Consider the following 22428-nt stretch of genomic DNA (forward strand, 5'->3'; position numbering starts at 1 on the left):
CGGTGAGCGAGTGGGACGGAACGGGTCTAGGACGGGCGCAGCGCGGCGGCCTGCGCCGCGGTGAGGGGCCGGGTCGCGGTGCCGCGCAGCAGCAGGTGCAGCTTCGCGGTCTCCTCCAGCTCCTCGACCGCGTCCACGGCCGCGGCGAGCGTGCGGCCGGAGACGACGGGGCCGTGGTTGCGCAGCAGCATCGCGTGGCCTTCGCGGGCGGTCGCCTCGGCGAGCGCTTCGAGGGCCGCGTCGCCGGGCGCGTGGTACGGCAGCAGGGGGAGCCGGCCGATCCGCATGGCGTAGTAGGCGGTCAGGGGCGGCAGCGCGTCGTCGGGGTCGAGCCCGTCCATGCAGGAGACGGCGGCCGCGTGGGTCGAGTGCGTGTGCGCGACGGCGTGGTCGCCGGGCCTGGCGCGCAGCACGGCCGCGTGCAGGAAGGCCTCTTTGGACGGTTTCGGGCCGTCGAGGTACGCGCCGCTCACGTCGATGAGGGAGAGGTCCGCGGCGGTGACGGTGCCCAGGCTGGAGCCGGTGGGCGTGATGAGGATGCCGTCGGCGGTCCGCACCGAGAGGTTCCCGGTGCTGCCGTGGGTGAGGCCCCGCGAGAACAGCGACCGCGCGGCGGCGACGATCTGGTCGGCGGCAGTGGCGGTGTCGGTGGTCATCGCGGCTCCGATGCGGTGAGGAGGAGGTCCGGATCGCCGAAGTTCCCGGACTTGAGCAGGACGTCGAGGCCGTCGGCGGTGTGGATCCAGGGCACGCCGCGCGCGGCCTCGGCGCCGATGAGGCCGCCGCCGATCCCGAGCGCGGCCACGATCGCCCCGGAGGTCTCGCCTCCGGCGCACACGAACCTGGTGACGCCGCGTTCCTTGAGGCCCAGGGCGACCCGGGCGACGGCCGCTTCGAGGATCTGGGCCGAGCGCTCGGTGCCGTGGGCCCGCTGGACCTCGGCCAGCGCCTGGGGCGGGAGCGAGGCGTAGACGAGCGGCGCCGCTTCGGTGTCGAGCGCGTCGTACCAGGCGAGGGCGGTCGCGGCGAGCGCCTCGGGGTCGGGGGTGGCGAGGGCGTCGAGGCGGTGCGCGGGGCGTCCGGCCTCGCGCAGGTGCGCGATCTGTTCGAGGGTGCGCCGGGAGCAGCTGCCCGCGAGGACGGCGGCGCGTCCGCCGGGCGGCTGCGGGGGCGGACCGGTCGCGGGGCCGCGGCGTTCGGCCGCGACGCGGGCGAGGGCCCCGGCGAGGCCGGCGCCGCCGCCGGTGAGCGGCTCGTCGGCCACGGCGCGGGCGACGGCGAGCAGGTCGGCGTCGGTGAGCGCGTCGGGGAACAGGTATCGGAAGTCTCTGCGGGCCTTCGTGATCGCGGCGGCGATGGCTTCGGCGCCGTCGCTCACGACCTGGTGCGGGACGGCGGCGCTGCGGCCGGTGCTCTGGGCGTCCATGAGCCGCACCAGGTTCGCGTCGCGCATCGGTGTGAGCGGGTGGTCGCGCATGGGCGAGTCCGACAGGAGCTGGTCGTGCACGAAGAGGTGCCCTTGGTAGGCGGTGCGGCCGTGCTCGGGCGAGGCGGGGGTGTGGACGACGGCGTCGGCGCCGGTGAGGGCGGCCAGCGCGTCGAGCACCGGGCCGATGTTGCCTGCGGCGGTGGAGTCGAAGGTGGAGCAGTACTTGAAGTAGAGGCGGTCGGCTCCGGCGGCGCGGAGGCGGTCGGCCGCGGCGAGGCTCTGGGCGACGGCGTCGGCGGCGGGGATCGTGCGGGTCTTGAGTGCGATGACGACGGCGTCGAGGCCGGGGTCCACGGCCTCCGGGAGTCCGAAGTGGATGGCGGTGCGCAGGCCCTGGCGGCGGAAGGCGACGGCGGCGTCGGTGCCGCCGGTGACGTCGTCGGCGATCGCGCCGATCATGACGCGTCCTCGGCGAGGCGGCGGCGCAGGGCGGCGGCGGCGCTGGCGGGGCCGGAGACGACGGGGAGGCCGAGGGCCGCGGCGAGCCGGTCGCCGGCGGGGGCGAGCGAGTACTGGGCGAGGAAGACCGCGTCCACGTCGGCGGCGAGGGGGCGGCAGGCGTCGACGAGGGCGGTCGCGAGCGCGTCGGCGTCGCCGGCCTTGGTGGCGGCCATGGCGGCGGGCACGGCGAGGGCGGTGACCTCGGTGCCGTTGTCGCCCAGGGCTTCGCGTAGGCGGGCGGCGGAGTCGTCCTTGGCGGTGTCGAAGGAGGCCACCACGAGCACGCGGGCGTGTCCGGCGGCGGCGAGGTCCGCGAACGCGGACTCGTCGGGGGCGAGGACCGGGCGCTCGGACCGGTAGCCCTGGGCGACGGGGCCGTAGAGGGAGCAGGTGAGGAGGACGCCGTCGGCGCCGCTGTCGAGCGCGAGGGCGATGAGGGCGTTCATGCGGGCGCGGAGGTCGTCGTCGAGGCCGCCGCGGGCGTCGGCGTCGGCGAGGAGGCGGTCGTCGAGGAGGTTCCACACCTCGGCCTGCGGGAAGTCGCGGGCGAGGGCGTCCTGGGCGGGCGCGATGGCGGCGGCGACGGCGTTGATCAGCGCGATGCGGGTGCTCATGCGCTGTGCTCCTTCATCCAGGCGAGGCCGGCGACGGTGTCGGTGCGGGGGCGGTACTCGCAGCCGATCCAGCCGTCGTAGCCGGATTCGGCGATCGCGGCGAACAGTGCGCGCCAGCCGATCTCGCCGGTGCCGGGTTCGTTGCGGGAGGGCGGGTCGGCGATCTGGAGGTGGAGGACCAGGTGCTGGAGCCGCTGGTAGGTGCGGATGAGGTCGCCTTCGTCGATCTGCGCGTGGTAGAAGTCGAGGAGGAGGCCGACCCGGTCGGGGCCGACGGCCTCGGCGACGGCGGCGGCCTGGTCCTGGGTCTCGAGGATGAAGCCGGGGGCGTCGCGCTTGTTCTGGGCTTCGACGAGGAGACGCACGCCGGTGCCGTTCGCCTGGTCCGCGGCCCAGGCGATGTTGGCGGTGTACTGGGCGAAGGCGCGGTCGCGGGTGGTGCCGTCGGGGACGATGCCGCCGACGACGTGGAGGAAGGGCGCGCCGAGCGCGGTGGCGTATTCGAGGCCGCGGAGGACGCCGTCGCGGTACTCCCCCACCGCGTCGGGGAGGCACGCGAGGCCTTGGCGGGTGGGCGATCCGGCGGGGCCCATGGGGGTGTTGACGAGGATCTGCTCCAGGCCGTTGTCGTCGAGGAGGCGCTTGAGGCGCGCGGCGTCGTGCTCGTAGGGGGAGGCGTACTCGACGGCGGCGAACCCGGCGTCGGCGGCCGCGGCGAAGCGGTCTTCGAAGGCGTGCTCGGTGAAGAGCCACTTGAGGTTGGCGTCGAACCGGAGTGTCATGTCGGTGCTCCTCAGACGGCGGTGCGCGCGTCGGCGCACTCGGGGTTGACGGTCTGCGGGGGGATGCGGCCCTGGAGTCCGTCCACGACGGACTGGGCGGCCATCATGCCGGAGCGGGCGCGGGACTCGACGGTGGCGGCGCCGATGTGGGCGGTGATGAGGAGGTTGTCGAGGCCGCGGAGGCGGCTGTCGGCGGGGAGCGGCTCGGTCTCGACGGTGTCGAGGGCGGCTCCGGCGAGCTTGCCGGAGGCGACGGCGTCGGCGAGCGCGTCCTCGTCGATGAGGCCGCCGCGGGCGGCGTTGACGAGGTAGGCGCCGTCCTTCATCTTCGCGATGGCGGCGGCGTCGACGAGGTGGTGGGTCTCGGGGGTGAGGAAGAGGTGGAGGCTGGTGAAGTCGGCTTCGGCCAGGAGTTCGTCGAGGGTGGCCTCGCGGATGCCGTGGGCCTCGGCGAAGGCGTGGTCGAAGTAGGGGTCGTAGGCGATGACGCTCATGCCGATGGCCTGGGCCATGGTGGCGACGAGCTTGCCGATGGCGCCGAGGCCGACGACGCCGAGGACGGCGCCGCCGAGTTCGCGGCCGGAGACCTGGTCCCAGCCGCCCGCGCGCACGGTCGCGACGTTCTGGGGGATGGTGCGGGCGGCGGCGAGGAGGAGGCCGATGGTGTGCTCGGCGACGGACTGGCGGTTGACGCCGGGGGTGGGGCAGACGGCGATGCCGCGGGCGGTGGCGGCGGCGACGTCGATGTTGTCGTAGCCGACGCCGGTGCGGCCGATGACGCGCAGGTTCGGCGCGGCGTCGAAGAGCTCGGCGGTGAAGGGGTCGGTGCCGGCGACGATCGCGTCGAAGGGGCCGACGAGGTCGGCGAGCCGCTCGCCGGTCTCGGCGCGGTCCTTGAAGGAGCTGTGCACGACGTCGAGTCCGGCTTCGCGCAGGTGGCGGTCCACCGCGTCTCCCGGTCGCAGCCATGCGGTGGTGACGAGCACGCGCCCACTGGTCATCTCATCGGTCCTCTCGTCGCGTCCGAACGTTAATAAAATACTATAGTAATCGATTCGATCGTACAACGATGATCCGGCACACGTGTGCCGCGGGGCGAAGGAGAGGCCGGTCGGCGAGGGACGACGCGGCCGACGAGGGCGGTCCGCCTGCCGCGGGGCGTCGGAGGCCCCGCTCCGCGGGTGTCGACCGGGCGCGACTCGGTCACCGCCGGCGGGTCGCGAAGCAACCCGTCGCCACGGGTCGGCGTGGCGGATCGCCGCGGGCGGGCCGAGGGCCGGTCGCCGAGGGCGGTCTACGCGGGCGGGTCGAGGGTGTCGAGTGCGCCGAGTGCGATCGCGGCGGCGCGGCGCATGGCGTCGGCGGTCTCGGCCTGGCCGTCGCCGGCGCTCAGACTCGCGATGGCGGCGGCGCTGACGGCGCCGACGAGGGCACCCAGGACGGCGGCGGCGCTGGTGCGGTCGAGGACGTCGGGATAGGCGTCGACCAGGGCGTCGGCGATGCGGGCCTGGCCGGCGAAGGCGGTGTGGAGCACGCGGGCCTGGACGGCGGGCGACTCGGCGATGAGGCGGGCGCGGAGTGCGGCCATGCCCGAGGGCAGGTCGCGGGCGGCGGTGTCGTCGATCATCGCGGCGAGCGAGGCGGCCAGGACCTCGCGCAGCGGCGCGCCGGGGGCGCGGTCCTCGATGACCCGCAGCGCCAGGTCGAGGCGGGCACGGCCGTCGCTGAGGAGCACGTCCTCCTTGGTGGGGAAGTGGAGGAAGAAGGTGCGCTTGGAGACGTCGGCGGCCTCGGCGATGGCGGCGACGCCCGTCGCCTCGTAGCCGTGCTCCTCGAACAGCCTTGCGGCCGTGGCGATGAGCGTCTGCCTGGTCTGCTGCTTCTTGCGCTCGCGGCGCCCCGACTCCTCCGGCACCCGGTCAGCATAGTGCAGCCCGGATATCGATGCACCCGGAATATAAGTGCACTCGGTATACTCATATACTCAGTGCATCGATCGCGCGAGGGCGCGGACGGAAGGAGCATGCGATGAGCAGTCTGGAAGGGCGCACGGTCCTGGTGACCGGCGCGGGCCGGGGCATCGGGCGCGCGGAGGCGCTGCACCTGGCTTCGCTCGGCGCGAACGTGGTCGTCAACGACCCGGGCGTGGGCGTCGACGGCCGCGGCGGGGACGCGGGCGTTGCGCAGGCGGTGGTCGAGGAGATCACCGCGGCCGGCGGCAGCGCGGTCGCCGACCACGGGAGCGTCGCCGACTGGGACGACGCCGAGCGGATGGTGGCGCGGGCGGTGGCCGAGTTCGGCGACCTCCACGCGGTGGTCAACAACGCCGCCACCGAGGTCAACAAGGGACTCGAACGGCTCGAGGAGGCCGAGTTCGACGACGTGGTCGCCGTGAAGCTCAAGGGCGCCTTCGCGGTCAGCCGCTGGGCGGCCGCGCACTGGCGCCGGGCGTGGGACGCCGGCGAGCGCACCCCGCGCGCGATCGTGAACACCGCCTCGGGCTCGGGCCTGTACAACTCGCTGCCGGGCCAGTCGAACTACGCGGCGGCGAACGCGGGCGTCGCGGCGCTCACCACGGTCCACGCGCTCGAACTGGGGCGCTTGGGAGTGCGCGTCAACTGCGTCGCGCCCTCGATGGTCCGCACCCGGCTCACGCACGGCGTGCCGGGCATGGACGAGGCGCCCGCCGACGGCCCCGACCCGAAGGACCCCGCGATGGTCGCCCCGCTCGTGTCCTATCTGGCCGGTCCCGACTGCGCGTTCACGGGCCAGGTCCTCTCGATCCGCGGCACCACCGTCCTCGCCTCGAACGGCTGGTCGCTCGGGGAGCACGTGACGAAGGAGGGCGGCCCGTGGACGGCGGCCGAACTCGGCGACGCCCTCGCCGGACTCCCGCTGGAGGACCCCTTCGATAAACTCGCGGCCGCGCTCGGGGCCGCGCTGGGTACCCAGGGGCGCGAGGCGATCGAGGCCATGATCGCGGCCGAGCTCGACAAGGCGTAGCGGGCCGGGCGGTACGCGGGCCGGCGCGGCCGAGGGCGCCGGCCCGGAGGTCCGGGGCGGCGGTGCTCCCCCGCCCGCGCGGCGGATGCGAACCGGGCGGGCCACATGCCAAGCGAAACCGCAGGTCAATGCGCATGCGAGGGATGCCATCAGCGGTTGTCAGCGGTTGTCAGCCGGATATCAGTGCGCTGTCAGGGCGGCCCCCGATAGTTGCTTCATCAAGGCGAACCGCCGAGAAACGAACCGCTTGAAGGAGCACCGAAATGTCGAACGTCACCCTCTCCCCCGCCGACGAGACCGTCATCCGCACCGCCGCGTGGGGCGCCGTCTCCCTCATGTCCGCCGCCGGGATCGCCGGGTCGGCGCACAAGATCGGCACCGAGTCCTCGCTGGCGCTCGTCGCCGCGACCGGCACCGTCGGCCGCGTCGTCGCCAGCGCCAAGGGCGCGAAGCTGAAGGGCAAGTCCACCGCCGAGCTCGCCGACCAGGTCTTCCCCGCGATCACCGAGTCGGTGAAGCTCCTGGAGAGCCGCGACCCGGCCGAGGCGCAGGAGTTCCGGAACCTGATCGGGATCGTCGTGGCGTCGGCGAACCGCGCGCACCGCGGCGGCCCGAGCCCGGTCATGGAGGACATGGCCCGCAAGATCGACGAGGCGATGAACGCCTAGCGATCCGAATCCGCCCCAGGAGAAACGAGGGGGCCGACCGCGCGAGCGGCCGGCCCCTCGTTGCGTTCCCGGGTCCGGAGGCGGCCTCGCCGCGCCCTGAAGCGGGCCTGCCTGCAGCGAGCCGGCCTCGATGCGGAAACGAACACTCGCGGCGGGCCGCCCGGCGCCGGAAGCGGACGGCGTTCACGCCTGAACCGGACTGCTCGGCGCGCTCGGTGCGTGACGGGGTGTCATCGCGCGGCAAGCGGGTACCCGGAGGGGACGCACAGAGAGGGGCCCGCCATGAACGCACGACCGATGTCGACGACCGGCCGCCACTGGTGGGAGGCCGAGCGGCGGCGCACGACCGCCGTCCAGCAGGGGCTGAGCGTGGTCTCCTGGTTCTTCCTCCTGATCGGCGTACTGGGCTTCGTGCCCCTCGTGACGCCCGGGTACTCCGGGATCGCGTTCGCCGGGTCGGACGGCTCGGCCGAGCTGTTCGGCGTCTTCGGGATCTCGGTGCTCACCAACCTGCTGCACCTGGCCTTCGGTGTGCTGGGCTTCATCATGTCGTGGATGGCCGGCGCCGCGCGGCGCACGCTGATCGGCGGCGGCGTGGTGTTCGCCCTCCTGGGCCTGTACGGGCTGTTCACCGACGCGGCCGGGGCCGGGAACTTCCTCGGGAGCAACTGGGCGACCGGCCTGCTCCACCTGGGCCTGGGCATCGTGATGGTGGTCCTGGGCGTGGTCCTGCACCGCCGCCTCCCCCGCGAGAGCGAGGCCCGCGGCGAGGGCGACTTCGGCGAGACGAACCGCGGCGCGGCCCGTTGAGCGGCGGCTGGTTCCCCGGGTTCGAGGAGTGGGACCTCAAGGTGACGCCCGGCGTGGTGCTGCACGGCCGCTCCGGGGGCGCGGGGCCGGCCGTGGTGCTGCTGCACGGGCATCCGCGCACGCACGCGACCTGGTACCGGGTCGCTCCGGCGCTGGCCGCCGCCGGGTATTTCGTGGTGTGCCCGGACCTGCGCGGTTACGGCCGCTCCTCGAAGCCCGAGCCGGACGCCGAGCACCTGCTGTACTCCGACAGGGCGATGGCGGCCGACGTCGCCGGGCTCATGTCGGTCCTGGGCCACGAGCGGTTCGCCGTGGTCGGGCACGACCGGGGCGCGTACGCGGCGTTCCGGACCGCGATGGACTTCCCCGACCGGGTCGCGGCGCTCGCGGTCTGCGACGGGGTGCCGATCCTGGAGGCGCTGGAGCGCGCCGACGCGAAGTTCGCGGCGCGGTGGTGGCACTGGTTCTTCTACGGCGCGTCGCCGCACGCCGAGCGCGTGATCACCGCCGACCCGCTGGCCTGGTACGGGTTCGACGAGGCCGCGATGGGTCCGGAGAACTACGCGGACGCGGTGGCGGCGGTCGCCGATCCGCGCACGGTGCGGGCGATGCTGGAGGACTACCGGGCCGGGCTCACGCGAGACCTTGAGAACGACGCGGAGGACCGGGCCGCGGGCGGGGTCGTCCAGGCGCCGGTGCTGGCGATGTGGTCGCGCTTCGACGACATGGAGGAGCTGTACGGGGACCCGGCCGCGGTCTGGGCGCCGTGGTGCGCGCTCCCGGTGCGCGCGGCGGTGATCGACTCGGGGCACCACATGGCGGAGGAGGCGCCGTCGCAGACGGCCGGGGCGCTGCACGCGTTCCTCGAAGCCGTGCGCCCGCACTGAGCGGCCGTTTACCGGGTCCGCCGCCGGGCATGTTCAGGGATGAGCGATACCCCGCAAGCATCCGAGAAGGAGACGGCCACGATGCCGTCCGACGTCGACGGGAACGTGGGCCGGTTCGACCGGTTCTCGTCCCTGGCCTCGAAGCTCACGAGCAGGCCGGGGTACTTCGCGTTCTGCGTGCTGCTGGTGCTGATCTGGGCGCCCACGTTCTTCGTGTTCGACAAGCTGACCTGGCACCTGCTCATCGACACGGTGACCACGGTGATCACGTTCCTGACGGTGGCGCTGCTCCAGAACAGCGAGACCCGGAACGAGGCGGCGCTCCAGCACAAGCTGAACGCAGTCGCGGGCGGGCTCGCTGACATCATGGACCGGCTCTCCGACGACGAGACCCCGGAGGAGATGCGCCGCCGCCGCGACGAGCTGCGCCGGGCCGTGGGCCTGGAGGAGAACGAGAGCGTCTGAGGTGGCGGGAGCGTCTGCGGTCAGGCGCTCTTGCGCCTGCTCGCGGCGGTCTTCTTGGCCGCGGTCGTCTTGGCGGTGCTCTTGCGGGCGGTGGTCTTCTTGGCGGCGGCCTTGCGCGCGGTCTTCTTGGCGGCCTTGGCCGTGGTCTTCTTGGCCGCGGCTTTCTTGGCGGTGGTCTTCTTTGCCGTGGTCTTCTTGGCGGCCTGCTGCGCGGTGCGGCCCTTGGCGCCCTTCGCGTCGACGCTCTTCTGGAGCGCGTCCATGAGGTTGATGACCTTGGCCTTCGGCGCGGCCTTCTCCTGCTTCCCCGGGGTGGAGCGTCCGGCGGCCTTCGCCTCGATGAGGTCGGCGAGGGCCTCCTGGTAGGCGTCGGTGTAGTCCTCGGGGTTGAAGTCGGCGGTCATGGAGTCGATGAGGGTGGCGGCCATCGCGAGCTCCTGCTTGCGGGCCTCTCCCGCGGCGGCGGTGAACTGGGGTTTGCGGATCTCGTCGGGCCAGAGCATGGTGTGGATGACGAGGAGGTCGTCGCGGGGCCGCAGCACGGCCAGGGTCTCCCTGCGCCGCAGCGTGATCCGCACGATCGCGAGCTTGCCCGAGTCGATGAGCGCCTGGCGCAGGAGCACGTAGGGCTTCTCGGCGCCGTCGCCGGGCTCGGCGTAGTAGGACTTCTCGTAGTGGATGGGGTCGATCTGCTCGGCGGGCACGAACTCGACGACGTCTGCGGTCTTGGAGGAGCTGACGGGCAGGTCGGCGAGGTCCTCGTCGTCGATGAGCACGACCTCGTCGCCGACCTCGACGCCCTTGACGATCTCGGCGGGCGGCACGACCTCCTCGTCGATCTCGCAGACCTTCCAGTAGCGGATCCGCCCGGCGTCCTCGGCGTGATACTGGTGCAGCGCCGGGTCGTGGCTGCTGGTCGCGGTGTGGAGCTTCACCGGGATGCTCACCAGTCCGAACGCGATCGTTCCGCTCCAAATCCCCCCTGGCATGACCACAGCATGACACCGCGGAGCGCCTCGGAACCGAGATATGTCATCTTCTCGTGTTTTCAGGGAGGAGACTGGCGGCAGGACCGACCGCCGCGCACCGCGGCGGGAACGACGGGCGGATCGACGGCGCGAGGGGCGCGCCGAGCCGGGAATGCGGGGCGGGCATGGCGCCGACCATCCACGTGGACGGGCACGACATCGCGCTGTCGAAGCTCGACAAGGAGCTGTTCCCCGAGGACCACGTGAGCAAGGACGACCTGCTCGTGCACTACCTCGCGGTCTCCGAGGCGATGCTCCCGCACCTGGCGGGCCGCCCACTCACGCTGCTGCGGTTCCCGCACGGGATCGGCGGCGAGGGGTTCTTCCAGAAGGAGGCGCCCGACCACTTCCCCGACTGGATCCGCACGGTCGAGGTCCCCCACAAGCACAGCCCGGGCAGCGGCCGGTACGCCGTCTGCGACGACACCGCGACCCTGCTGTACCTCGCGAACCTGTCCGCGATCGAGTTCCACGTCTGGCCCGCGCGGGCGGACCGCATCGACCGCCCCGACCGGCTCGTCATCGACCTCGACCCGCCCGACGGCACCCCGCTCCCGGCCCTCCGCTCGGTCGCCCGCCGCGCGCGCGACCTCTACACCGAGGTCGGGCTCACCCCGTACCTCCAGGCCACGGGCGGGCGCGGCTACCACGTGGTGGCGCCGCTGGACCGCAGCCGGGACTTCACGTTCGTGCGCGACCTGGCCGGGCGCCTCGCCGCGCACCTGGCCGCCGACGACCCCGAGCTGCTGACGACCGCGTTCCGCAAGAACAAGCGCGGGAACCGCGTATTCCTCGACGCCAACCGCAACGGCCGCGCCCAGACCTTCATCGCCCCGTACTCGGTGCGCGCCCGGCCCGGCGCGGCCGTCGCGACCCCGCTGGACTGGAACGAGCTGGGCAGGTCGGTGCCGAACGGGTACACGACGGCCGCGATCCGCCGCCGCCTCGCGCGCAAGCAGGACCCCTGGGCGGACATGGACCGCGAGGCGGCCGACGCCGGGGCGGTGAGCGACCGGCTCGACGCGCTCGACTGAACGGGCGGGGCGCCGGCGGGCGGCAGTCGGTGCCGCGGCGGAGGCCGAGGTCCTTCGCTCGCCGCGTAGGCGGTCTCTGGGACGGGCCGCGGACTGGGGGGGTGCTGTCGGCGGCGGTCGCCGCGAGGGCGGCAGCCGTCCGCTCGGGCGGTTTCCGGTCGATACGCAAACGCACTTCGCGTTCCGGTCATAGGCTCGGTCGATGGACCTGCCCGCACCGATGCTGGCGACCGCCGGGCCGCTGCCCACGGCGAGCGGTTGGGCGTACGAGTTCAAGTGGGACGGCGTCCGCGTGCTCTGCGAGACCGGCGGCGGGTCCTGGCGGCTGCTCACGCGGCACGGCACCGACGTCACGGCCAAGTTCCCCGAACTCGCCGAGATCGCCGACATCGGCGATGCGGTGCTGGACGGCGAGCTCACCGTCTTCGCCGACACGCTCCCCGACTTCAGCGCCGCCGTGCGCCGCCTCCGCGCCGACCCCGCGAAGGTCGAGCGCCTGTCGGTGTCGCTCCCCGCGACCGTGCTCGTCTTCGACGTGCTCCGCTACCGGGGCAAGGACCTGCGGTCGGAGCCGTACGTGCACCGCCGCGTGACCCTCGACGGCATCGGCCTCGACGGCGAGCGCTGGGCGGTGCCGCCGTGGTCGGACGACCGGCTCACCGTGGAGGCGACCAGCCTCGCCCACGGACTCGAAGGGGTCGTCGCCAAGAAGCTCAACAGCCCGTACGTGAGCGGGCGGTCCCGGCTGTGGATCAAGGAGCGGCACGCCAACGTCATCGACACCGTGGTCGCCGGGTGGCTGCGCACCCCTTCGGGGAAGGTCTCGCTGCTGCTCGCCGAGCGGACTCCCGCCGGGCTGGAGTACCGCGGCCGCTGCACGGCCGATACCGACGTGCTCCCCGCACTCGAACCGCTCGCCGCCCACGACCCGCCCGTCGAGGTGGCGGACGCGCCCGAGGGCGTCCAGTGGGTGCGCCCGGACCTCCAGGTGGAGGTCACCGCCGCGTCCCGTCGCCCGGACGGGCGGCTGCGCCAGCCGAAGTTCGTGCGGGCCCGGTTCGACCAGCTCGGCTAGGAACGCACCTGGCGCCCGGCCGCGGGCGTGCCCGCGGCCGGGCGCGTTCGCTCAGGCGTCAGAAGCCCGTGTTGACGGAGTACAGGTCGGGGCGGCGGTCCGGGTCCGTGTAGACCTGCATGGACGCGTAGCTCGTCGCCGAGTCGGGGGTCTTCTCCGTGTAGGTGTAGCCCTGCCAGGTGATGCTTCCGGTGAGGAACACGACCTCGTTGAAGCTCCCCTCCTTGAACCGGACCTTCGCGGTGAAGCCGTCTCCCTGCACCATGTCGCGGAGCTGGCCCGAGTAGTAGCCGTTGCCGTCGCAGGTGCCGGTGACCTGGCGCTCCTGTGCGACAGCGGTCGAACCGTGGTAGCGGGTGATCGTGTAGCCGTTGGCCTGGCCGTTGCAGGCGGCCTCAGCGGGGGCGGAGGAGACGAGCACGGTGCCCAGGGCGGCGAACGCCGACGCGGCGGCCAGGGCCAGCCCGCGTGTGACGGTAGTGCGCTTCAGTGGTCGCATATGCGGTCCTCTCGGGATCGGATCTGGTGGGCGGAAGCACCCACGAGCATCTCGATTCTTCTGTCCTGGAAGGGGATTCGCGAGGCGGTGGACCGGCGGGAGACCGGCGGGTCGGGCGCGAAGCGGCGGGTGGCAGGAAGTCCCGCGGCACGGCCGGGAGCAGCGCCCCGGCTCAGCGGGTCAGGGCGCTGCTTCCGGCGGCAGGGGTGCCGCGCGTCAGGATCGGACGAGTTCGGCCAGGCGCACGTCGTAGACCTCGGCGTAGGTCGCTTCGATGTCGTGCCCCTCGTCGATACAGAGCTCATGGGCCGCCGAGGCGGCGAGCTCCCGCTGTTGCAGTCCCTCAAGGGCGGCAGTCTGGTCGGCGTCGAGGACGTCGGCGACGCGCAGGTCCGCCCAGGTCTGACCGGCGTCGATCAAGGGCTGGCCCTGGGTCCCGTAGGCCTCGATGAACGTCTGGGCCTCCTCTTGCAGCGGCAAGCCCATGTCGTCGCGGTTCGCGAAGTCGTATCCCTGCTCGGCCATGCAGTTCGACCACGCCTCGGTGGCTTCGGCGAGCCGCGGATCGTCGGCCGTCGCCGCGGAGGCCTGCTCGATGTACTCGTTGATCGGGGAGTCGTTGGGCAGGTACACGTTTCCGTCGGCGGGGAAGCCGAACTCGCCGTAGGACCGTTCGAGGCAACCGAGTTCGCTCGGCCGGTACCTATCGCGGTCGTCGGCGGGCAGGGCCTCGAACGCGGCCCGCTGCTCCTCGGCGGTGGCGTACACGAAGTCCTCGTAGGCTCTGGAGAGGTCGATGGTCGTCGAGTGCCCGAACCCGTATTCGGCCGCGAACTGCTCGTCAGTGAGCCCGAGCCATTCGGTCATCGACAGGGCCTCGGCGGGCCCGAGGTACTCCAGGTCGTCTTCGGCCATGCACTCGGCGACGAACTCGTTCCGCGCCGCCTCGGTCTCCGCAGGGTCGGTCTCCGCGCTCGGTGTCTCGCCCAAGCGGTCGACGATGGCCTGCTCGGCTGCGGTGAACTCGCGTCCGGTGTCGCCGGAGCAGCCGGCGGCGACCAGGAGCGCAGCCGCAACGAGCGGCCCCAGGGGGCTTCGTGCCCTCATGTGGCGGTTCCCTTCGAAGGATGCGGCCGGACGAGTCACGTCCGGCCGGGATCATCCTCGCGGCCGATCGAAGGGGTATCAAGGCGGTTCGGCGGCGGGACACCGGCATGAACGAGCGAGGGGCGCTCCCGGCGGGAGCGCCCCTCGTCTCGGTCGTGGATCTAACGAACGGCCCGCTGCGCGAAGCAGTCCGGTGAAGTCGGCCGTGTGGAGGTCGAAGATCGGAGAACCTTCGCCGAGCTTGCTGTCCCGGACCTGGAAGCCGACAGCAGCGGGGCGGGCCTCGACGCAGTCGCTGTTTGCTGAGCCATCACTCCGGCTCGACTTCCGCCAGGGAGCCACCCGTGCCTCGACGCAGTTGCTGTTTGCTGAGCCATCACTCCGGCTCGACTTGCGCCACCCATCCTGGCTCATCGACGGAACTCCTTCAGAGACTTGGCTTGAAGAACCCCCGTTTCGAAAATCTGGCTGTACATCCCCACCGCGTCGGGCTTCTCATAGAAGCGGAACTCGTAGGGGCTCTCCAGATAGACGATGCTGGGGTTCCGGTGATCTCTCAAGGATAGTAGGGAGAAGGGCATCCGCATCTTCGGATACGGTCCCTCCGAGAACGGCAGGTACTTGAAGGTGACGTTCTCGTGCTCATCGAGCTCCAGCATGCGGTTGATCTGCTCGCCATCGCACCCGTTGTGCAGAGCGGCCTCGCTTAGCAGAATCGTCCAGACCGTGGTACCCAGCCGAGCCACGAACTCGCCTTGCCGATGAAGTCGCTCCTCGATGAGGCTCGGGATCCTCCCGGGGTCCTCGCCGCCCTTCTCGAACAGTCGCTGCATGAAGCGTTCGGTCTGCGCCAGCCCAGGCGGGAACTGCGATTCGTATTGCTGGAGACCGACTGCCATCCGCTCGAACTCTAGATACGAGTCCCACCCTGAGTTCGCGACCGCATGGCTGGTCTGCGCCCAGATTTTCGCGTCTGCCAAGCGCCACAGACGCTCCATCTCGTACTTCACCTGGGGTGGCGCCCCGTAGTAGTCGCAGAGCCGACCGATCTGCGAGAAGTTGACGCGTGTCCTGATCCCCTGTTCTACCCGCTTGAGCGACCTCGACGATCCGACGATCGCGCAAGCCTCCGGGTCGTTGGTGCTCTTTCCGGCCCGATCGCGATGCTTCCGCAAGCCACGGCCGACGATCACGAGAAGTTCTGATTCGGTCGCCATCCGTTCATTATCACAGCTTTCGGCGGATTCACAACGGTCGGAAACAGTCGGCAGTTATGCACGCCAAACTGCCGATCATTACTGCCGGTCATTACTGCCGATGCATTGTGGCCCTGCTCAACTGCCCCACCCTCTACCAGGCGATTCGCTCTTGTGGAGGCTGCTCCCCCGTCCTAACCTCGATCCATCGCGGGCGGTAGATGCGGCCCACAAGGGGTCTGAAGTGGAGGAAGCGCGATGGTGATCTCATACGGCGGAGACGATCCGGGCCCGAGCCGGCTCGAACGAGGGCGGTTCAGCGACGGGCACACGAATTTCACGGTCCGGGCGTCGAGTGCGGACGCGCCGGACTCGTTCCAGGTCTCGGCAGACGGGAATGCGGCGGACATCGTGCTGATCGTCTCGGGGCTGAACACCGGTCGGCTGCATGCGACCTGGGGCCAGGGCTGGCGGAGCTTCGCGCCCGACTGGAAGGTCTGGGTGGAGGATGCGGCATACCAGGTCTTCTACAACGGCCTGCGGCTCGGCGAGCGCGGGACCGACGACGGCCGACCGGGACAGGTGCGGTTCTGTGACGGGTGAGGGAGCCGCCGCCGAGCCGCACCCGGACCGGGACGGCTGGCTCGGCGATTTCAGAAGGGGCCCTGCGGTGTTCGCGCTCTTTCGCATCGGGGTCGAGTCGGGCGGGCATCCGCTCGGGCCGCCCGAGTACCGGATCGAGTGCAACGACGGCGCGGGACCGCGCGAGATCTGCCGGTTCGTGGACGAGCCCGACCCCGTTCCCGAGTGGCGGGGCGCCTGGCGCGGCGACGAGTGGTGCGGCTGGATCCTCGATCGCGCCCGCGAGCTGATAGCCCGCCCCCGGAACACCTGATTCCGGTGCGGCGAGGGGCCGGCCGATCCTGGGTGGAGGATCGGCCGGCCCCTGTGACAGCACCGGGCCCGTTCCCGACTTCGGTCGGGCCCGTTCGGCGTTGTGCCTCTGGGCGGTCCGGTGCGGCGATGAGCCGCAGGCCGGTTCTAGAGGCGGCCCTCGTAGTACACGTGCCAGACGGTCCCCATGGCGTTGCCCTGCAGGCACCAGGTGTCGGTGATGCCGTCGAAGGTCCACAGCCAGTCGGCCACCTCCTGGCACCGGGTGGAGGTCCTGAAGGTCATGTAGTACGTGCCCCGGGCCGCCGCGTAGTCGCCGGAGGCGGTCGCGGTCGTCTCGGTCTGGGCCGGGGCCGGGGCCGCCGAAGCGGTGCCGGTGACCGTGAGCCCGGTGATGGTCGCCGCCATCGCGAAGCCGGCGAGCACGGCCGAGACCCGTCGCGCGTTCCTCTTGAGGGCACTGTTCATGGACATCGCGTTCCTTCCGCTGCAAGGGTCGCGCCTGGTGCCGGCGCGGGGCGGCGTTCGGGGCCCGGCCGAGGGACCCGACGCGGGTCGATCGGTGCGGGCCGCCGCCGAGATCAGTCTGGCGGCGGGAGGCGTCGCGTACCAGGCGGAACAGCGGCGGACCAGCGGCGGGAACGCCGATCGAGGGGCCGACGGCGGCGCTACTTCGCGGCGGGTTCGGGGGCCATGATGAGGCCGATGAGTGTGATGCCAAGGGCCGCAGTGGTGTACAGGGCGATCGCGTCGGTGCCGTTCACCCGGTAGAGGGCGATGGCGACAAGCGGCGCGAGGGCGCCGCCGGGGATGCCGGCGAGCTGGTAGCCGAGGGAGGTGCCCGAGTAGCGCACGCGGGTCTCGAAGCGTTCGGCGATGAAGGCGGCCTGGGGCGCGTACATGGCCGCGTGGGCGATGAGGGCGCCGATCACGGCCACCACGATGAGCGCGGTCGAGTCGGTGTCGAGGAGCGGGAAGAACATCCAGACCCAGATCCCGGCGGCGATCGCTCCGGCGAACATGATGCTCGCGCGGCCGATGCGGTCCGAGAGGCGCCCGAACCACGGGATGAGCACCAGCTGCACGGCCGATCCGGCGAGCACCGCGCCGAGGCCCACGTCCTGGCTCACGCCGACGATCCCCGTCAGGTAGGTGATGAGGTACAGGGTGAAGACGTAGAAGGCCACGTCGACGCCGATGCGGGTGAGGAACGCCGAGGCCAGCGCGCGCTTGTGGGTGCGGAAGACCTCGCCGAGCGGGTTGGAGGGGACCGCGCGGATGGAGGCGAACAGGGGCGATTCGGCGACGTTGCTCCTGATCCACAGGCCCACCAGGGCGAGCAGGGCCGAGACCAGGAACGCGAGGCGCCAGCCCCAGGTCATGAAGGCCTCGTCGCTGAGGACGAGGTTCGAGCCGGCGAGCACGCCCGCGGCGAGGAGGTTCCCGGCGGGGACGCCGAACTGGACCCAGGCGGCGGCCGCGCCCCAGCGGTCGCGGCGGTCGTGCTCGATGGAGAGGAGGACCGCGCCGCCCCATTCGCCGCCGAGGCTCAGGCCCTGGAGGAAGCGGAGCAGGACGAGGATGATCGGCGCGGCGAGACCGATGCTGTTGTAGGTGGGCAGGATGCCGATGAGGAAGGTCGACATGCCCATGAGGAGCAGGGAGACGGCGAGGACGTTGCGGCGGCCGACGCGGTCGCCCATGTGGCCGAAGAGAATGCCGCCGATGGGTCTGGCGGCGAAGCCGATGCCGTAGGTGGCGAAGGCGAGGAGGGTGCCGGCGGCCGGGGAGGCGGAGGGGAAGAACAGCGGGCCGAAGACGAGCGCGGCGGCGGTGCCGTAGAGGAAGAAGTCGTACCACTCCAGCGAGGTGCCGACCGCGCAGGCGGCGATGACGGCGCGGGGCGAGCGGGCGGTGCCCGCGGGGGCGGCGGTGAGGGCGGCCATCATTCACATCCTTCGAACTGGGGGATGGGGATCGAGGAGAGGTCCATGCCGGCGGGGGCGAACCACTGCTGCATGAGGAGTTCGGCGGTGCCGTCGGCGTACATGTCGGTGATCGCGCGGTTGATCGCCTCGCAGCCGGCGGTGTCGCCGGGCTGCATGCCGATGCCGAGGCGCTCCTCGGAGTAGCCGGCGCCCACGAGGCGGGCCTGGCCGCCGGACTGCCAGGCGAGGCCGGCGAGGATGCGGTCGTCTGTGGCGATGACGTCGACGCGGCCGTCGATGAGCATCTCCAGGCAGTCGATGGAGTCCTCGGCCTCGACGGGGATCGCGGAGACGCCGTGCTCGACGGTGATGCGGTCGGCGACGTTGGAGCCGCGGGTGGAGCACAGGCGGCGGCCCTCGATGTCGGCGAGCGCGGTGATAGAGGTGTCGTCGGCGCGCACGAGGAGGTCCTGGTGGGCGATCATGTACGGGCCGGCGAAGTCGATGTGCCGCTTGCGTTCCTGGGTGATGGAGAACGAGGCGATCGTGATGTCGGCGCGGTCTTCGAGGAGCACGGTCTCGCGGTCGGCGGTGAGGACGGGGACCCACTCGATGTCCTTGCCGAGGCGGTCGGCGATGTACCGGGCGGTGTCGACGTCGTAGCCCTCGTACTCGCCGTCCTCGCCTTCCCAGCCGATGAGGGGCTGGTCGGCCTGGATGGCGACGCGGAGGACGTCGGCGTCGAGTATGGAGCGGTCGTCGGCGGCGCAGCCGGCCGCGGTGAGCGGCAGGGCGAGCGCGGCGGCGAGCAGGGGCGCGGCGCGTCTCATCGGAACTCCCTGAGTCTGGGCGCGATGCCGGTGAAGGTGAAGGCGGCCAGGGAGACCATCGCGGCGGGCAGGAGGAACGCGAAGTCGGCGATGGCCTGCTCCCCGTCCTCGATGCCGGCTCGGAAGGTGTCGAGGTGCTCTTCGGAGAGGGCGGCGAGCGCGGTGTCGTAGGCGTCGTAGGCGGCGCTGACGGAGGCGAGGCGTTCGCCTTCGGTGCCGGTGCCGGTGCGCATGGCGGCGTCGGCGTCCATGAGGGACTGCCAGGCGCGGGCGGCGTCCCAGGCGGCGGTGGAGTCGGTGAAGCCGTCGGAGAGGAGTCCGGCGGTGCCGGCGGGGACGCCGGCCGGGTCGGTCCAGGCGGCGGCCACGAGGTCGCGGTACTCGTCGAGGTTGCCGGCCTCCTCGTAGTGGAGGGACTGGGCCTTGTCGAGGAGGGTCTGCTCGTAGATGTCGGCGCGTTCGGTGTCGAGGAGGAAGCGGACCTGGTCGACGTAGAGGGCGTTGGAGACGGCGTTGGCGCGGGCGAGGGAGAGGGCGTTGTCGAAGCCGTCCTCCTTGGCGGTCTCCTGGGCGGACTGCTCGGCGGTGAGGACGGCGAGGCCGGTGCCGAGGTAGAGGAGGCAGACGGCGGTGGCGACGAGGAGGGAGGGGTTGAAGACGCGGCCGAAGCCGCGCGCGATGTGGAGCTGGAGCCAGACGAGGGCGGCGAGGGCGGTGAGTCCGGCGACGGCGACCACGAGGAGGCCGGTGCCGATGCGGTTCTCGGAGCGGTCGTAGGCCTCGCGGACGGCGGTGGCGTTCTCCAGGGTGAGGTTGTAGGACAGGGGAAGGAGCCGCCCGCTCATGAGGTCGCCGGCCTCGCGGTAGGCGGCGACGACCTCGGGCGGGGCCTGGCCTTGGGGGTAGGCGGCCTGGTCGGCGAGGAGGAGGGCTTCGGCGGCGAGCTGCTCGTACTCGCCGTAGTGCTCCATGACCGCTTCGATGGTGGTGCGCTGGGCGGCGTCGTCGCCGGCGAGGCGGTGGGCTTCGAGGAGGGCGGCGGCGATCTCGCCGCGGCGCTGGGCGTAGCGGGTCTCGGCGGCCGCGGTGGCGGTGGCGTCGGAGGTGCCGAGGAGCAGGAGGGTGGCGACCTGGGCGTCGGCGTCGGAGAGCGCGAAGTAGAGGTCGGTGGTGGCGACGACCTGGGGTCCGGCTTCGTGGCCGATGACGTCGAGGGCGTCGTTGGCCGCGGCGGCGGCCACGGCGAGCGCGGTGAGCATGGCGGCGAGGGCCGCGACGGCGGCGACGGCGCGGATGAGGAGGCGGGGCGGGGAGGCGGTGCGGTGGGCGAGGTCGAGCCGGGTGGCGAGCGGGTCGCCGTCGGGGCGGGGGCGGGCGATGACGGGGGTGTGGCTCATCGCTGGTCGTCCTTTCCGGTGCGGCGCAGACGGATGGCGGTCCAGGCGCCGAGGTGGAGGACGGTGCCTTCGGGGAGGGGCACGGGCACGTTGGCTTCGAGGCGGCGGCCGCCGAGGCGGGTGCCGTTGTAGGAGCCTAGGTCCACGATGGACCACCCGTCGGAGGTGCGCATGAGCACGGCGTGGAGGTGCGAGACGCCGATGTCGGCCGGGGGCGAGGAGAGGTCGACCTCGGGGCGGTCGCCTCCGTCGCGGCTGCCGCGCCCGATGCGCACGTGGTCGCCGCGCAGCGGGATCCTGCGGTCGGGGGCGTAGGGCGGGAAGGGGAGCGAATCGCCGCCGGGGTGCGCGGCGAGCCGGTCGTAGAACTCGCGGTCGGCGCTGACGAGGACTTCGAAGCCGCTGTCGGGCGCGGGTGGCGCGGGGTCCTGGGGGCGGGCGGGGTCGGGGTCGGGGGCGGCCTGGTCCCGGGCCGCCGGGTCGCGGTCAGGGTCCTGGCCGGCGTCAGCCGGGTCGCGGTCGGCGTCGGCGTCGAGGGCGGGGGCGGCGTCGGGGGCGAGCGTGGTGTGGCCGCTGATCGGGGTCGGTCCGGCGTCGCCCGCGAAGTCGTAGCCGCAGGCCTGGCAGAAGCGGCCGAGCTGGCGCTCCGCGCAGGCGGGGCAGCGGGGCGGGGGCAGGATCGGGCCGGTGGCGTGGAGCGGCAGGGCCGGGTCGCCGCCGGTGAGGGGGCGGCCGCAGTTGTCGCACCACTCGGTGTCGGCGGACTCGTGGGCGCAGCTCGGGCAGGTGACGGTCATGTGCGCTCCGTTCGCGAGGTCGGGGTGCGGACGGTGACGTCGGTGCCGACGTCGAGTTGGAGCCGGTCGGCCTCGGTGACGCCCTGCTTGAGGCGGGCGGTGCCGGTGCCGGGGTCGAAGTCGATGATGCGCTCGATGAGGCGGGCGGTGGCCCGGTTGCCGGCCTCCTCGGCGAGGGTGCGGGCGGTGGCGAGGTGGCGGGTCGCGGTGGGCGGGTCGCCGGCGCGGAGTGCGGCGAGGCCGGTGCGCACGTGCTCGGCGAGCCGCACCTGCCCGGTGTGGACGGCGACCTTGGCGTTGACCTCGGTGTTCAGCACCGGGTCGTCGGTCCAGCACATGAGGACGTTGGCGCGGGCCAGCACCTCGCTGCCGGCGCCCTGCACGACGAGGACCTGCGCGGCGCGGATCTCCTCCCCCACCCGCCAGGCCGGGGCCGCCACCTCCAGCATGTACTCGCGGGTCTCGGTGCCCCACGCCGCCAAGGAGAACAGTGCGCTGCGGCCGTCGAGGTCGCGGCGGTGGCCGCCGAGGTCCTGGAGGGTCGGGTAGACCTGGCGGAGCGAGGCCACCGAGACGTCGGCGGGGGTCTTCACGAGGATCGCGACCTCGCCGTAGGCCCGGCCCATGGCCTTGCCGCAGACCTCGGTGAAGTGGTCGGTGAGGTCGGCGAGGTCCTCGATGAAGGCGCGGGTGCCGTGGAAGCGGTCGGCGATCTGCTTGAGCTGGTCGGGGTCCCAGTCGACGCCGATGCCCACGGCGTCGCAGGCGAACCTGCCCTCGCAGTAGTCGAGGTCGGCGCCGTAGGAGTGGGCGTCCTGGTTGACCATGCCGTCGGTGAGGAGCAGCACGTGGCCGATCGCGCCGGGGCGGGTGGCGAGCAGGTCGGCGGCGCAGCGCAGCCACACCCCGGTGTAGGTGAGGTTGCCGAGCTGCATGCGGTCGATCGCCAGCGCGGCCGCCCTGCGGTGCTTGGGGATCGCCGTGGCGAGGCGGCCGTTGCCGGGGTAGAGCTGGCTCGCGTCGTGGCCGCCGGCGACGATCGCGAAGTGGGCGTCCTCGCGGAGGGCCTCGACGGCGGCCTTGGCAGCGCGCTTGGCCTCCTCGAGTTTGGGACCGCCCATCGACGGGGAGCGGTCGATGACGATGACCTCGGCGACCTCGGCGGCGGCGGTGCCGCCGGTCTGGCATTCCACGCTCAGCACGGCCGCCATCTCGGCGGTGCCGGGCGGCACGAACTTGTTCTGGTCCACGGTGAGGGTGAAGGCGGTGGCGTCGGTCATCGGGGGTTCCTCTCGTGAGAAGCGGGGCGGAGGGGCGGCGGTGCGGCCCGGCGGGCGGGGCGGACCCGCCGTGGCTTGGAACGGGCCCCCGCCGGTGCGAGCGCGGGGCCGCGAGCACCCCGCCGAGGTCGATGCGCGTGAACCGCGGCGGCGGGCCCATCAGCGGGACGCCGCCTGAGCGTCCGGCTCGGCGGCCCGGCCGGT

The 22428-nt window shown here is 72.5% G+C and carries 26 protein-coding genes; 9 read left to right on the plus strand and 17 right to left on the minus strand.

The window, feature by feature from the left end:
* Positions 1-26: 26 nt before the first annotated feature.
* From otnC to ABD419_RS14720, 6 genes are all read right to left on the minus strand, one after another.
* The gene (gene otnC / locus ABD419_RS14695; protein ID WP_344487634.1) at positions 27-656 is read right to left on the minus strand and encodes a 3-oxo-tetronate 4-phosphate decarboxylase; all 630 of its coding nucleotides are present in this window, start codon (positions 654-656) and stop codon (positions 27-29) included.
* On the minus strand, positions 653-1888 hold the full coding sequence (otnK, locus tag ABD419_RS14700) for a 3-oxo-tetronate kinase (protein WP_344487636.1): 1236 nt from the start codon (positions 1886-1888) through the stop codon (positions 653-655). The genes otnC and otnK overlap by 4 nt, the downstream gene beginning before the upstream one ends.
* Entirely contained in the window at positions 1885-2544 is a 660-nt protein-coding gene (locus tag ABD419_RS14705; protein WP_344487638.1) for an aspartate/glutamate racemase family protein, read from the minus strand. The genes otnK and ABD419_RS14705 overlap by 4 nt, the downstream gene beginning before the upstream one ends.
* A complete protein-coding gene (locus ABD419_RS14710; protein ID WP_344487640.1) occupies positions 2541-3326 on the minus strand; it encodes a hydroxypyruvate isomerase family protein in 786 nt (261 codons plus the stop codon). Before ABD419_RS14710 ends, ABD419_RS14705 begins: the two co-directional genes overlap by 4 nt.
* An 11-nt stretch (positions 3327-3337) precedes the next feature.
* A complete protein-coding gene (locus ABD419_RS14715; RefSeq protein WP_344487642.1) occupies positions 3338-4327 on the minus strand; it encodes a phosphoglycerate dehydrogenase in 990 nt (329 codons plus the stop codon).
* Between the two features lie 293 nt (positions 4328-4620).
* Positions 4621-5241, minus strand: a complete 621-nt coding sequence (locus tag ABD419_RS14720; RefSeq protein WP_344487644.1) for a TetR/AcrR family transcriptional regulator — start codon at positions 5239-5241, stop codon at positions 4621-4623.
* 113 nt (positions 5242-5354) lie between these two features.
* Here ABD419_RS14720 and ABD419_RS14725 point away from each other — a divergent pair, with 113 nt between their 5' ends.
* From ABD419_RS14725 to ABD419_RS14745, 5 genes are all read left to right on the plus strand, one after another.
* Complete coding sequence (locus ABD419_RS14725) at positions 5355-6329, plus strand: SDR family NAD(P)-dependent oxidoreductase (RefSeq protein WP_344487646.1); 975 nt, start codon at positions 5355-5357, stop codon at positions 6327-6329.
* 263 nt (positions 6330-6592) lie between these two features.
* Positions 6593-6997, plus strand: coding sequence for a hypothetical protein (locus tag ABD419_RS14730; RefSeq protein WP_344487648.1), 405 nt, complete (start codon positions 6593-6595; stop codon positions 6995-6997).
* Between the two features lie 282 nt (positions 6998-7279).
* Positions 7280-7807, plus strand: a complete 528-nt coding sequence (locus tag ABD419_RS14735) for a DUF4383 domain-containing protein (RefSeq protein WP_344487650.1) — start codon at positions 7280-7282, stop codon at positions 7805-7807.
* A complete protein-coding gene (locus ABD419_RS14740; protein ID WP_425556060.1) occupies positions 7804-8694 on the plus strand; it encodes an alpha/beta fold hydrolase in 891 nt (296 codons plus the stop codon). Before ABD419_RS14735 ends, ABD419_RS14740 begins: the two co-directional genes overlap by 4 nt.
* Positions 8695-8775: 81 nt before the next feature.
* The gene (locus ABD419_RS14745; RefSeq protein ID WP_344487652.1) at positions 8776-9159 is read left to right on the plus strand and encodes a low affinity iron permease family protein; all 384 of its coding nucleotides are present in this window, start codon (positions 8776-8778) and stop codon (positions 9157-9159) included.
* A 20-nt stretch (positions 9160-9179) separates the two neighbouring features.
* On the opposite strand, the gene ku is transcribed toward ABD419_RS14745, so the two are convergent.
* A complete protein-coding gene (gene ku, locus ABD419_RS14750; RefSeq protein WP_344487653.1) occupies positions 9180-10148 on the minus strand; it encodes a non-homologous end joining protein Ku in 969 nt (322 codons plus the stop codon).
* A gap of 164 nt (positions 10149-10312) precedes the next feature.
* Between ku and ligD the strand changes: the two genes are divergently transcribed.
* Positions 10313-11221, plus strand: coding sequence for a non-homologous end-joining DNA ligase (ligD, locus tag ABD419_RS14755; RefSeq protein WP_344487655.1), 909 nt, complete (start codon positions 10313-10315; stop codon positions 11219-11221).
* Positions 11222-11423: 202 nt separating this feature from the next.
* Positions 11424-12296 carry an ATP-dependent DNA ligase gene (locus ABD419_RS14760; protein WP_344487657.1) on the plus strand — a complete coding sequence of 291 codons (873 nt, stop codon included), beginning with the start codon at positions 11424-11426 and terminating at the stop codon, positions 12294-12296.
* 58 nt (positions 12297-12354) lie between these two features.
* Here the strand turns inward: ABD419_RS14760 and ABD419_RS14765 are convergent, their stop codons facing one another.
* From ABD419_RS14765 to ABD419_RS14780, 4 genes are all read right to left on the minus strand, one after another.
* On the minus strand, positions 12355-12795 hold the full coding sequence (locus tag ABD419_RS14765; RefSeq protein WP_344487659.1) for a hypothetical protein: 441 nt from the start codon (positions 12793-12795) through the stop codon (positions 12355-12357).
* Between the two features lie 216 nt (positions 12796-13011).
* Positions 13012-13902, minus strand: a complete 891-nt coding sequence (locus ABD419_RS14770) for a hypothetical protein (RefSeq protein WP_344487661.1) — start codon at positions 13900-13902, stop codon at positions 13012-13014.
* Positions 13903-13980: 78 nt separating this feature from the next.
* The gene (locus ABD419_RS14775; RefSeq protein WP_344487662.1) at positions 13981-14316 is read right to left on the minus strand and encodes a DUF397 domain-containing protein; all 336 of its coding nucleotides are present in this window, start codon (positions 14314-14316) and stop codon (positions 13981-13983) included.
* Positions 14313-15119, minus strand: coding sequence for a helix-turn-helix domain-containing protein (locus tag ABD419_RS14780; protein WP_344487663.1), 807 nt, complete (start codon positions 15117-15119; stop codon positions 14313-14315). Before ABD419_RS14780 ends, ABD419_RS14775 begins: the two co-directional genes overlap by 4 nt.
* A gap of 237 nt (positions 15120-15356) precedes the next feature.
* Between ABD419_RS14780 and ABD419_RS14785 the strand changes: the two genes are divergently transcribed.
* Positions 15357-15701: a hypothetical protein gene (locus tag ABD419_RS14785; protein ID WP_344487664.1), complete on the plus strand. Its 345-nt coding sequence runs from the start codon at positions 15357-15359 to the stop codon at positions 15699-15701.
* 67 nt (positions 15702-15768) lie between these two features.
* Positions 15769-15993 carry a hypothetical protein gene (locus tag ABD419_RS14790; protein WP_344487665.1) on the plus strand — a complete coding sequence of 75 codons (225 nt, stop codon included), beginning with the start codon at positions 15769-15771 and terminating at the stop codon, positions 15991-15993.
* 146 nt (positions 15994-16139) lie between these two features.
* Here the strand turns inward: ABD419_RS14790 and ABD419_RS14795 are convergent, their stop codons facing one another.
* The 6 genes from ABD419_RS14795 to ABD419_RS14820 all read right to left on the minus strand — a co-directional run bounded on the left by ABD419_RS14795 (position 16140) and on the right by ABD419_RS14820 (position 22224).
* Entirely contained in the window at positions 16140-16466 is a 327-nt protein-coding gene (locus tag ABD419_RS14795; protein WP_344487666.1) for a hypothetical protein, read from the minus strand.
* 194 nt (positions 16467-16660) lie between these two features.
* The gene (locus tag ABD419_RS14800) at positions 16661-17938 is read right to left on the minus strand and encodes an MFS transporter (RefSeq protein ID WP_344487667.1); all 1278 of its coding nucleotides are present in this window, start codon (positions 17936-17938) and stop codon (positions 16661-16663) included.
* The gene (locus ABD419_RS14805; protein ID WP_344487668.1) at positions 17938-18750 is read right to left on the minus strand and encodes a transporter substrate-binding domain-containing protein; all 813 of its coding nucleotides are present in this window, start codon (positions 18748-18750) and stop codon (positions 17938-17940) included. The genes ABD419_RS14800 and ABD419_RS14805 overlap by 1 nt, the downstream gene beginning before the upstream one ends.
* Positions 18747-20147, minus strand: a complete 1401-nt coding sequence (locus ABD419_RS14810) for a hypothetical protein (RefSeq protein WP_344487669.1) — start codon at positions 20145-20147, stop codon at positions 18747-18749. The genes ABD419_RS14805 and ABD419_RS14810 overlap by 4 nt, the downstream gene beginning before the upstream one ends.
* The gene (locus tag ABD419_RS14815; RefSeq protein WP_344487671.1) at positions 20144-20944 is read right to left on the minus strand and encodes an FHA domain-containing protein; all 801 of its coding nucleotides are present in this window, start codon (positions 20942-20944) and stop codon (positions 20144-20146) included. The genes ABD419_RS14810 and ABD419_RS14815 overlap by 4 nt, the downstream gene beginning before the upstream one ends.
* Complete coding sequence (locus ABD419_RS14820) at positions 20941-22224, minus strand: VWA domain-containing protein (RefSeq protein WP_344487673.1); 1284 nt, start codon at positions 22222-22224, stop codon at positions 20941-20943. Before ABD419_RS14820 ends, ABD419_RS14815 begins: the two co-directional genes overlap by 4 nt.
* Between the last annotated feature and the right edge of the window lie 204 nt (positions 22225-22428).

The organism is Glycomyces endophyticus (assembly GCF_039531525.1).
GTDB classification, from domain to species: domain Bacteria; phylum Actinomycetota; class Actinomycetes; order Mycobacteriales; family Micromonosporaceae; genus Glycomyces; species Glycomyces endophyticus.